Raw genomic sequence first — 9907 nt, 5'->3', positions numbered from 1 at the left:
TCGTTTAACCCATCTGGAGTAACTATGAGCACCAAGTATCGCCATCAAAAAGGGCAAATTAAAGATAACGCCATTGAAGCGCTATTACATGACCCACTGTTCAGGCAAAGAGTTGAGAAGAATAAGAAAGGGAAAGGCAGTTATCAGAGAAATGAGAAACACGGTAAGAGAGGTAACTGGGAGGCCAGTGGCAAACAAGCAATTCGCTTTTTTACCACTGGCTTTCTGCTTTTAATAACCAGTATTAATTCCGTTGGTTCTGCTCTTTCAGCAGGTCACGAATCTCGCTCAGCAGAACTTCCTCTTTAGACGGTGCCGGAGGTGCGGCAGGCTCTTCCGCTTTTTTACGATTCAGTTTATTGATCACTTTGATGGCCATGAAGATGGCAAACGCGACAATCACGAAGTCAAAAATATTCTGAATAAATACGCCGTAGTGCATAACTACCGCAGGAACATCACCCTGGGCATCACGCAATGTTAAAGCAAACTGTTTAAAATCAACGCCACCAATCAGCAAACCCAGTGGTGGCATAATAATATCCGCTACCAGGGAGGAAACAATCTTCCCGAATGCTGCGCCAATAATCACACCTACTGCCAAATCAACAACGTTCCCGCGCATCGCGAATTCGCGAAACTCTTTTAAAATACTCATTAATCTCTCCTTGTGCCGGCTGACAGTAATAATTCTAACAAAGGTTATCTTAATTTCCATTGCTACAAGAAATAAGAATTTTTTGTTAATTCCATAATTTTAAAATGGTTTTTATATGAAGAAACAGAGCAGAAAATATTTCTGCTCTGATGAGTTTAGAGGAAGAATGGGCTTGGCTGGAACAGGCGTTCGACATCGCTGACAAATTTCTTATCCGTTAAGAACATAATGACGTGATCGCCCTGTTCTATACGAAGGTTGTCGTTGGCAATCATCACATCATTGCCACGTACAACCGCACCAATGATCGTGCCAGGCGGCAGTTTAATCTCATCGATGACTCGACCCACAACGCGAGAGGTGCTTTCATCTCCATGAGCCACGGCCTCAATGGCTTCTGCAACGCCACGGCGAAGAGATGAAACGCCAACAATATCGGCTTTACGCACATGTCCGAGCAGAGCAGAAATGGTTGCCTGCTGAGGTGAAATCGCAATATCAATCACGCTCCCCTGCACTAAATCGACATAGGCATTACGCTGTATGAGGACCATGACTTTTTTAGCGCCCATTCGCTTAGCCAGCATGGCCGACATGATGTTAGCTTCATCATCGTTGGTGACCGCAATAAAGAGATCAACCTGATCGATATGTTCCTCTGCTAACAGTTCCTGATCTGAGGCGTCACCATAAAATACGATGGTATTTTGCAGCATTTCTGCAAGTTCAGAAGCTCGCTGCTGATCGCGCTCGATCAGTTTTACGCTGTAATCTTTCTCGAGACGATGCGCTAAACCTGCGCCGATATTACCGCCGCCCACCAGCATGATGCGCTTGTAAGGTTTTTCGAGGCGCTGAAGCTCGCTCATTACCGCACGGATATTTTGTGACGCGGCAATAAAGAAGACTTCATCACCGGCTTCAACAATGGTTGAACCCTGCGGGCGAATAGGGCGGTCGTGACGGAAAATGGCTGCGACACGAGTATCGATGTGCGGCATATGTTCGCGCATGGTGGAAAGTGCATTACCCACCAGCGGACCACCATAGTAGGCTTTTACTACTGCCAGGCTAACTTTCCCTTCGGCAAAATTCACGACCTGAAGTGCCCCCGGGTACTCAATCAGGCGGTAAATATTGTCGATAACCAACTGCTCAGGAGCAATCAGGTGATCAATGGGAACGGCTTCTGCATTGAACAGTTTTTCTGCATCGCGAACATAATCGGGGGCTCGAATGCGGGCAATTCTGTTCGGTGTATTAAACAGCGAATAAGCGACCTGACATGCGATCATGTTCGTTTCGTCAGAGCTGGTGACTGCGACCAGCATGTCTGCGTCATCGGCCCCTGCTTCACGAAGTACGCGGGGATGAGAGCCGTGGCCCTGGACTACGCGGAGGTCAAACTTGTCCTGCAGGCTGCGCAGGCGGGCCTGGTTAGTATCGACGACGGTAATATCGTTGTTTTCACCGACCAGATTTTCTGCCAGAGTGCCGCCGACCTGGCCCGCACCCAGAATGATTATTTTCATCGTTTATCGCTTCACGAGTGATGAAACTTATGACTCACCCTGCAGGGAGTCAGCTCTTAATTAGCTTAGCGTAATAGAAGCCGTCACCGTCGTCTGCTGCAGGCAGATTTTGAATGCCCGGAGCCTTATTGTCACCGGTTTCTACCAGTTTGGCATCGGCATGACGCGCCAGAAACGCGCTCACCTGATCCTTATTCTCGTCGGGGAGAATAGAACAAGTGGCATAGACAAGCGTCCCGCCGGTTTTAAGGTGAGGCCAGATAGCATCCAGAATCTCTTTCTGCAAAGCAACGAGTTCTGCGATATCCCTGTCGCGACGCAGCCATTTGATGTCTGGATGGCGACGAATAACGCCGGTTGCTGAGCATGGCGCATCAAGCAAAATACGGTCAAACTTAGTTTCGCCACACCACTGAGCAGGGAAACGGCCGTCTCCCTGTTTTACTTCTGCTTTCATGCCAAGGCGTTCAAGATTTTCATGCACGCGTTTCAGGCGCTGGGTGTCAACGTCGACGGCCATCACTTTTGCATTCGGGGCCGCTTCCAGAATATGCGTTGTCTTACCGCCCGGTGCGGCACAAAGATCCAGAATAGTTTCACCGTTTTGCGGATCTAAAAGATCGACGCTGCCCTGAGCTGAAGCATCCTGCACGGTCACCCAGCCTTGCTCAAAACCAGGTAATGCCTGAACGGGGGCGGGTGAATCAAGGCGAACAGCATCCTGGTATTTGGGATGTATATGGCCTTCCAGACCAGCCTCAGCCAGCAAAGCCATCCATGCTTCACGCGTATGGTGCTGGCGATTTACGCGCAGCCACATTGGAGGGCGCTGGTTATTAGCATCGACAATGGATTCCCAGCAGTCCGGGTAAGCTTTTTTCAAACGCTGCAGCAGCCAGGCCGGGTGCAGAAAACGGCTTTCATGCTTAGCAGCTTCTGCCATCAGGTTTTCTTGCTGGCGCTGGAACTGACGTAGTACGCCATTGATTAAGCCCTTAAAAGCCTGGCGCTTAATCGCGATGGCACCTTCAACGGTTTCAGCCAGCGCAGCATGCGCAGGAATACGGGTATACAGAAGCTGATAGATGCCGACCATAATTAAGTAATGGATTGTGCGCTGCTTTCCAGTCATCGGGCGTGACATGAGTTTGCCAACCAACCAGTCCAGCTGCGGAAGGGCACGCAGCACGCCGAAGCACAGCTCCTGCAGCAGGGCTCTGTCTTTATCAGACACTTTCTGCTGTACCCCAGGCAGTACATTACTTAATGATTGTCCTTGCTCGACAACTTGTTCAATTGTTTGGGCAGCCAGGCTGCGAAGATTCAGTGTTTTTTTCATTATCGTGCTCTGGTTTTTCCAGCGCTATAAACAAAAATGCCCAGGTTACCCTGGGCGTATAAATGCGGCTTTATCAGGAGAGGACTGTACCAGGTTCAAACCATTCACGGCGTGAGTTCAGCAGGTCCTGCGCTTTCATGGCTTTTTTACCTGCAGGCTGCAGTTCTTCAAGATTCAGAATGCCCTCGGCGGTCGCAACCTGGATACCTTGTTTACTGGTGGCCAGAATGGTGCCCGGTGCTGAATTTGTCTGGGTGCTGATCGCCGACGCGCGCCAGACTTTTAGCGGCTGCCCGTCGATTTCCAGCCAGCTCATTGGCCATGGGTTAAAAGCACGGATACAGCGTTCCAGTTGAACGGCAGAAAGGTTCCAGTTGATGCGGGCTTCTTCTTTGCTGAGTTTCTCAGCATAGGTCACCAGCGCTTCGTCTTGAACCTCCGGCGTAGCGGTACCGTTGGTTAGCTGTTCCAGCGTGTCCAGAAGGCCTTTAGGACCCAGCCCCGCTAGCTTATCGTAGAGGGTTCCGCTGGTGTCTTCTGCCTCAATCGGACAAGAGAGTTTATACAGCATGTCGCCGGTATCGAGGCCGATATCCATTTGCATAATGGTGACGCCAGTTTCAGCATCCCCGGCCCACAAAGAACGTTGGATCGGTGCCGCACCACGCCAGCGTGGCAGCAGTGAACCATGAACATTTACGCAGCCCAGGCGAGGCATATCGAGTACCGGCTGAGGCAAAATCAGGCCATATGCAACCACCACCATAACATCGGCGTTGAGGTCGGCAATCAACTGCTGATTTTCCGCTTTACGCAGCGTAGCCGGCTGAAAGACAGGAATGCCTTTCTCTTCTGCCAGCGCTTTTACCGGGCCTGGCATGAGTTTTTTGCCGCGGCCTGCCGGACGATCTGGTTGGGTAAATACACCAACGACCTGGTGCTGAGAAGACAACAGCGCGTCAAGGTGACGCGCTGCGAAGTCTGGGGTTCCGGCAAAAATAATACGCAGAGAATCTGACACGTTGTTTGTTGTCCTTAAGCTTTCGCTTTCAAACGGTCGAGTTTTTCAACTTTCTGGCGAATACGTTGCTGTTTCAGCGGCGACAGATAATCGATAAACAGTTTACCGACCAGATGATCCATTTCGTGCTGGATACAAATCGCCAGCAGGCCATCTGCTTCCAGTTCAAAGGCTTTACCGTCACGATCGAGCGCGCGAATTTTTACTTTTTCCGCACGAGGTACCAGCGCACGCTGTTCAGGGATGGACAGACAACCTTCTTCAATACCGGTCTCACCGCTTTTTTCCAGCAGTTCCGGGTTAATCAGCACCAGCTGTTCGTCACGGTTCTCGGATACATCAATCACGATAATACGTTGGTGAATATCTACCTGCGTAGCCGCCAGGCCAATGCCTTCTTCGGCGTACATAGTATCGAACATATCATCAACGATACGCTGAATGTCCGCATTCACTTCTTCAACCGGTTTAGCGACTTTGCGAAGGCGCTCGTCGGGAATATGTAATACTTGCAAAACTGCCATAAATTTCCAGAGCTGTGTTCAGTAGTAGAAAGGATTATTCCCTCTATTCTAGACATTTCCCCGGCTGATTGACAGCATCAGTGACCAATCGCAAGGATTGCTTTGATGGCCTGTGGCAGGGGGATTGAGTGCAGATAATGGAGATTTGGCTACGTCTTATGGCTGTTAAGGGGCTGAGTGGGGATAAGTTCCTAAAAATAGCCCACTTCCTGGAACGATGCCCAAGGGTAGAAAGGGAGAGTCTGCTCGCGGTGGGATTAAATGCCCGAGAATGTGCATTATTTACTGCATTCGATGAGCGCCAGCTTGAAGCTAGCCTTCTTTGGCTCGATAAGCCAAATCACCATCTGCTGACGGCGGAAGACGCCCTTTATCCTGAGCAGCTCAGAGCCATAAATGATTATCCTGCCGCTCTGTTTGTTGCCGGTGAACCTTCACTACTCAGCCAGAACCAGCTTGCCGTTGTTGGTAGTCGTAACCTGTCAGATTACGGCGAGCGCTTTTGCCGGCAGTTCAGTGAAGCGCTTGCACAGTCTGGACTGGTGATAACCAGCGGGTTGGCATTGGGCATTGATGGGGTGGCGCACCGTGCGGCACTGAGAGTCAAGGGTAAAACCATTGCTGTGTTGGGGAATGGATTAGGCAGCGTTCATCCTAAACGTCATGCGATGTTAGCCCGGAAAATTCTCGAGCAAGAAGGGGCAGTGCTATCCGAGTTTCCCTTTCCTGTACGCCCTGGCCCTCGAGCTTTCCGTGGCGTAATCGTGTCATCAGTGGGCTGAGTAGAGCCGTTTTTGTCGTAGAAGCCGGTGAACGAAGTGGATCCCTGGTGACTGCCCGCTATGCCGTTGAACAGGGAAGAGAGGTATTTGCTCTGCCCGGTACGGTAGGAAGTCCTGGGAGCGATGGCCCACACTGGCTTATTCAGCAAGGGGCTAATCTAGTACGAAGTCCGCAGGATATCCTCGATTATCTCGCCTCTGAACTCCATTGGCTTCCCGCTTCGCACAATGTGTCAATATATTCGCCAAATCAACAGGACGGCGCATTGCCATTTCCCCATCTGTTGGCTAACGTAGGAGATGAGGTTACACCTGTTGACGTCGTCGCTGAACGTGCCGGCCAACCTGTGCCAGAGACGGTAGCTCAGTTACTCGAACTGGAGTTAGCAGGATGGATCGCAGCTGTACCCGGCGGCTATGTCCGATTGAGGAGGGCATGCCATGTTCGACGTACTAATGTACTTATTTGAAACCTACATCCACAGCGAAGCAGAAATGCGCGTTGATCAGGATAAGCTGACGAGCGATCTCACCGACGCTGGTTTTGATCGTGAGGACATTTTTAACGCATTAGTGTGGCTTGAAAAGCTGGCCGATTATCAGGATGGCTTGACCGAACCGATGCAGCTTGCTGCCGATCCTCTCTCTATGCGTATTTTTACCGCAGAAGAGAGCCAGCGGCTTGATGCAGACTGTCGGGGCTTTTTACTGTTCCTTGAACAGATTCAGGTGTTAAATCTCGAAACCCGCGAAATGGTGATTGAGCGCGTGCTGGCGCTGGACACAGCAGAATTCGAACTGGAAGATCTGAAGTGGGTTGTACTGATGGTGCTGTTCAACATTCCGGGGTGTGAAAACGCCTACCAGCAAATGGAAGAATTACTCTTCGAGGCAAATGAAGGTATGCTGCACTAAATTAAGTTGCAGCATGAGATGTTATGGCCAAGTCAGCACTGTTCTCGGTGCCAAAAAATGAACCCTGCCCCCAATGCGGGGCAGAGTTAGCAATACGTTCCGGTAAACACGGCCCATTTTTGGGCTGTTCCCATTACCCGGAATGCGATTATGTTCGCCCGTTAAAGAGCCAGGCGGATGGGCATATTGTTAAAGTACTTGATGGCCAGCAATGCCCGGTTTGTCAGTCAACGCTCGTGCTACGTCAGGGGCGGTTTGGCATGTTTATCGGCTGCAGCAATTACCCTGAATGCGAACACACGGAAATCATTGATAAACCCGATGAGACGGCAATAGCGTGCCCCCAATGCCAAAAAGGGCAACTGGTTCAGCGTCGTTCTCGCTACGGGAAAACGTTCTGGTCCTGTAACAGCTACCCGGACTGTCAGTTTGTCATTAATGTTAAACCGGTAGCGGGTATCTGCTCTGAATGTCAGTATCCGCTGCTTATTGAAAAGAAAACGGCTCAGGGCGTGAAACGTTTCTGCGCCAATAAACAATGTGGAAAGCCGGTAACGACGGAACAAGCCAGTGAATAATAACCTGCCTGAAGGCCAGCTAGCGCAGATCGTAGCGGCCCTGAAAGAAGAACAAGTCATCGCCTACCCAACCGAAGCCGTCTTTGGCGTTGGTTGCGATCCCGATAGTGAACTCGCAGTTACTCGCCTGCTTGAGCTGAAACAGCGTCCGGTAGAGAAGGGACTTATCCTTATCGCCGCCAATTTTGAGCAGCTGAAACCTTATATTGATGCCGCTGCGCTTAATGAAGCACAGCTTTCGGTGGTGTTTGCAAACTGGCCTGGCCCGGTGACGTTTGTTTTCCCGGCTTTGCCTTCCACCCCAAAGTGGCTGACCGGGCGTTTTGATTCTTTGGCGGTGCGTGTGACCAATCATCCGCTTGTGAAAGAGCTATGTCTTGCCTACGGTAAGCCTCTGGTGTCTACCAGTGCGAACCTTACGGGCTTGCCTCCGTGTCGCAGTTCGGAAGAAGTTCAGCAGCAGTTTGGCCAAAGTTTCCCTGTACTTATGGGGGATACCGGTGGGCGGCTTAATCCTTCAGAAATACGCGATGCCTTAACCGGCGAACTCTTCCGTCAGGGGTAATTATGGAAACTTTCGCCGTCTTTGGTAACCCTATTCAGCACAGCAAATCTCCTCTTATTCATCGCCTTTTCGCAGAACAATTGGGAATAGAACATCCTTATGGACGCGTGCTTGCTCCGTTAGACACTTTTGCTGAAACACTTGAAGCCTTCTTCAATAAAGGAGGAAGGGGAGCCAACGTCACCGTACCTTTTAAAGAACAAGCTTTTACTCGTGCAGACGAGCTAACAGAGCGGGCGGCGCTGGCAGGTGCGGTCAATACGCTCAAGCGCCAGGAAGATGGACGTTTGCTTGGAGACAATACGGATGGTATTGGCTTGTTGAGCGATCTTGAACGTTTGAAACTGATCAAACCCGGCGATCGTATTCTGCTGGTGGGGGCCGGCGGCGCAGCGCGTGGTGTACTGTTGCCCTTGTTATCATTAGATTGTGCGGTCACGATAACCAACCGTACGTTTGCCAAAGCGGCAGAACTAGCTGATTTATTCAGCCATACGGGAAGTGTTAACGCCGTGGCAATGGATCAGCTCGAGGGGCATGAATTCGATTTACTGATCAACGCCACGTCCAGCGGGATTGGCGGTGAGATCCCTGCGCTGCCGGTTTCTCTCCTTTCCCACCGTGTAAGTTGCTACGACATGTTTTACCAGAAAGGGCTGACGCCATTCTTGAACTGGGCCACGAGTCACGGTGTAGTGTCTTACGCGGATGGTCTTGGCATGCTGGTGGGGCAGGCTGCACACGCTTTTATGCTTTGGCACGGCGTCATGCCAGATGTCGCGCCAGTTATTGAGGCGTTGAAAAGAGAAATGGCGGCGTGAACCAGGCCATTCAGTTCCCGGATCGTGAAGTCTGGGATGAAGAGCGGCAGGCTATCCGTTTTCCTGCGCTGGTGCAGGGGTTCCAGGTTGAGTGCGCGATAAGCTCATTGGCCATTGCCAGCCGCTTCGGCGGCAATGGCGCCGAAGAGTGGCTTTCTTTATTTCGGGAATATCGTTGGGATCTTGAAGAAGAAGCCGAAGGCCTGATAGAAAGTGAGCAGGAAGGCGATCAAGGGTGGTACTGGCTATCCTGAGCCAGATACTCATCTTTCCAGCGCACATAATTGTTAGCGGAGTAGGTTAATCCGGCCAGCTCCGCTTCAGTCAGGCGGCGAATCTGTTTCACCGGACTGCCTAAATAGAGAAAGCCGCTTTCCAGGTGCTTGTTCTGGGGGACCAGGCTACCGGCACCAATCATCACATCATCTTCTACTACTACTCCATCCAATAGGATCGACCCCATTCCAACCAAGACGCGATTGCCGATCGTGCAGCCGTGCAGCATTACCTTATGGCCCACCGTCACATCTTCACCAACGATCAGCGGGTTCCCTTCAGGTTTATAAGAGGACTTATGGGTAACATGAAGCACGCTGCCATCCTGGATGTTGGTGCGTGCTCCAATTGTCACGGTGTTTACGTCCCCTCGAATAGCAACTAACGGCCAGATACTGACATCATCCGCCAGTTTTACGTCACCAATGACCACGCTGGTGGGATCAACCATGACTCGTTCATCGAGTTGAGGGAAAGTTTTTTGAAAAGCACGCAGTACCGCAGACATAAACACCTCAGGGAAATTCATTACAGAAATAGACTGTGGCCGCTTTCTTGAGCAATGGCAAGGGAGTAAAGGGCGATAAAGAGGGCAGATCGAACAGGATCTCAGCGAAAAGAGTGAAAACTAAACATTCAGAAAAAAAGATCGAAAAAGTACTTGTGCTAAAAAGTGGGATCCCTATAATGCGCCTCCATCGAGACGGCACAGTGAATCACTTCACAAATTAGCCGGTTCGATAAAGAGAAAAAATCCTGAAAATCGGGGTTGACTCTGAAAGAGGAAAGCGTAATATACGCCACCTCGAGTTAGCAAGCGAAAGCGCCTAACTCACTGCTCTTTAACAATTTATCAGACAATCTGTGTGGGCACTCGCAGGATTGATATCTCAGCA

At 50.6% G+C, this 9907-nt stretch carries 12 protein-coding genes and 1 pseudogene; 7 read left to right on the top strand and 6 right to left on the bottom strand.

The features are described 5' to 3' along the window. Positions 1 to 24 precede the first annotated feature (24 nt). Entirely contained in the window at positions 25 to 309 is a 285-nt protein-coding gene (locus tag F3J26_RS22115) for an alternative ribosome-rescue factor A (protein ID WP_166879791.1), read from the top strand. On the opposite strand, the gene mscL is transcribed toward F3J26_RS22115, so the two are convergent. From mscL to def, 5 genes are all read right to left on the bottom strand, one after another. Continuing rightward, positions 245 to 658, bottom strand: coding sequence for a large-conductance mechanosensitive channel protein MscL (gene mscL, locus F3J26_RS22110; protein WP_008457207.1), 414 nt, complete (start codon positions 656 to 658; stop codon positions 245 to 247). The genes F3J26_RS22115 and mscL overlap by 65 nt on opposite strands. A 155-nt stretch (positions 659 to 813) precedes the next feature. Then, a complete protein-coding gene (gene trkA, locus F3J26_RS22105) occupies positions 814 to 2190 on the bottom strand; it encodes a Trk system potassium transporter TrkA (RefSeq protein ID WP_008457209.1) in 1377 nt (458 codons plus the stop codon). A 49-nt stretch (positions 2191 to 2239) separates the two neighbouring features. Further along, positions 2240 to 3529, bottom strand: a complete 1290-nt coding sequence (rsmB, locus tag F3J26_RS22100; RefSeq protein ID WP_166995994.1) for a 16S rRNA (cytosine(967)-C(5))-methyltransferase RsmB — start codon at positions 3527 to 3529, stop codon at positions 2240 to 2242. Between the two features lie 73 nt (positions 3530 to 3602). Further along, positions 3603 to 4550: a methionyl-tRNA formyltransferase gene (gene fmt, locus F3J26_RS22095; RefSeq protein WP_166995992.1), complete on the bottom strand. Its 948-nt coding sequence runs from the start codon at positions 4548 to 4550 to the stop codon at positions 3603 to 3605. 14 nt (positions 4551 to 4564) lie between these two features. Next, the gene (gene def / locus F3J26_RS22090) at positions 4565 to 5074 is read right to left on the bottom strand and encodes a peptide deformylase (RefSeq protein ID WP_039288271.1); all 510 of its coding nucleotides are present in this window, start codon (positions 5072 to 5074) and stop codon (positions 4565 to 4567) included. Positions 5075 to 5211: 137 nt separating this feature from the next. Here def and dprA point away from each other — a divergent pair. The 6 genes and pseudogenes from dprA to F3J26_RS22060 all read left to right on the top strand — a co-directional run bounded on the left by dprA (position 5212) and on the right by F3J26_RS22060 (position 8989). Next, positions 5212 to 6326 (top strand): annotated as a pseudogene (gene dprA, locus F3J26_RS22085) (DNA-protecting protein DprA). Next, positions 6298 to 6771, top strand: coding sequence for a DUF494 family protein Smg (gene smg / locus F3J26_RS22080; RefSeq protein WP_008457217.1), 474 nt, complete (start codon positions 6298 to 6300; stop codon positions 6769 to 6771). Before dprA ends, smg begins: the two are co-directional and overlap by 29 nt. Positions 6772 to 6794: 23 nt before the next feature. Beyond that, on the top strand, positions 6795 to 7349 hold the full coding sequence (locus tag F3J26_RS22075; RefSeq protein ID WP_008457218.1) for a DNA topoisomerase family protein: 555 nt from the start codon (positions 6795 to 6797) through the stop codon (positions 7347 to 7349). Further along, positions 7342 to 7914 (top strand): L-threonylcarbamoyladenylate synthase type 1 TsaC, encoded by a 573-nt coding sequence (gene tsaC, locus F3J26_RS22070; protein WP_166879808.1) that lies wholly within the window; start codon positions 7342 to 7344, stop codon positions 7912 to 7914. The genes F3J26_RS22075 and tsaC overlap by 8 nt, the downstream gene beginning before the upstream one ends. Before the next feature lie 2 nt (positions 7915 to 7916). Beyond that, entirely contained in the window at positions 7917 to 8735 is an 819-nt protein-coding gene (gene aroE / locus F3J26_RS22065) for a shikimate dehydrogenase (RefSeq protein ID WP_166995990.1), read from the top strand. Continuing rightward, positions 8732 to 8989, top strand: a complete 258-nt coding sequence (locus tag F3J26_RS22060; protein WP_166995988.1) for a DUF1488 family protein — start codon at positions 8732 to 8734, stop codon at positions 8987 to 8989. Before aroE ends, F3J26_RS22060 begins: the two co-directional genes overlap by 4 nt. On the opposite strand, the gene F3J26_RS22055 is transcribed toward F3J26_RS22060, so the two are convergent. Then, complete coding sequence (locus tag F3J26_RS22055) at positions 8965 to 9519, bottom strand: gamma carbonic anhydrase family protein (RefSeq protein WP_008457228.1); 555 nt, start codon at positions 9517 to 9519, stop codon at positions 8965 to 8967. The genes F3J26_RS22060 and F3J26_RS22055 overlap by 25 nt on opposite strands. Between the last annotated feature and the right edge of the window lie 388 nt (positions 9520 to 9907).

It is taken from the genome of Enterobacter sp. Ap-867 (assembly GCF_011752855.1).
Lineage (GTDB): Bacteria > Pseudomonadota > Gammaproteobacteria > Enterobacterales > Enterobacteriaceae > Cedecea.
This window is presented reverse-complemented; position numbering and strand designations above follow the sequence as displayed.

Coding starts and splice junctions, on each gene's coding strand:
- F3J26_RS22115 (WP_166879791.1), top strand. CDS start 25: ATGAGCACCAAGTATCGCCATCAAAAAGGGCAAATTAAAGATAACGCC.
- mscL (WP_008457207.1), bottom strand. CDS start 658: ATGAGTATTTTAAAAGAGTTTCGCGAATTCGCGATGCGCGGGAACGTT.
- trkA (WP_008457209.1), bottom strand. CDS start 2,190: ATGAAAATAATCATTCTGGGTGCGGGCCAGGTCGGCGGCACTCTGGCA.
- rsmB (WP_166995994.1), bottom strand. CDS start 3,529: ATGAAAAAAACACTGAATCTTCGCAGCCTGGCTGCCCAAACAATTGAA.
- def (WP_039288271.1), bottom strand. CDS start 5,074: ATGGCAGTTTTGCAAGTATTACATATTCCCGACGAGCGCCTTCGCAAA.
- smg (WP_008457217.1), top strand. CDS start 6,298: ATGTTCGACGTACTAATGTACTTATTTGAAACCTACATCCACAGCGAA.
- F3J26_RS22075 (WP_008457218.1), top strand. CDS start 6,795: ATGGCCAAGTCAGCACTGTTCTCGGTGCCAAAAAATGAACCCTGCCCC.
- aroE (WP_166995990.1), top strand. CDS start 7,917: ATGGAAACTTTCGCCGTCTTTGGTAACCCTATTCAGCACAGCAAATCT.
- F3J26_RS22055 (WP_008457228.1), bottom strand. CDS start 9,519: ATGTCTGCGGTACTGCGTGCTTTTCAAAAAACTTTCCCTCAACTCGAT.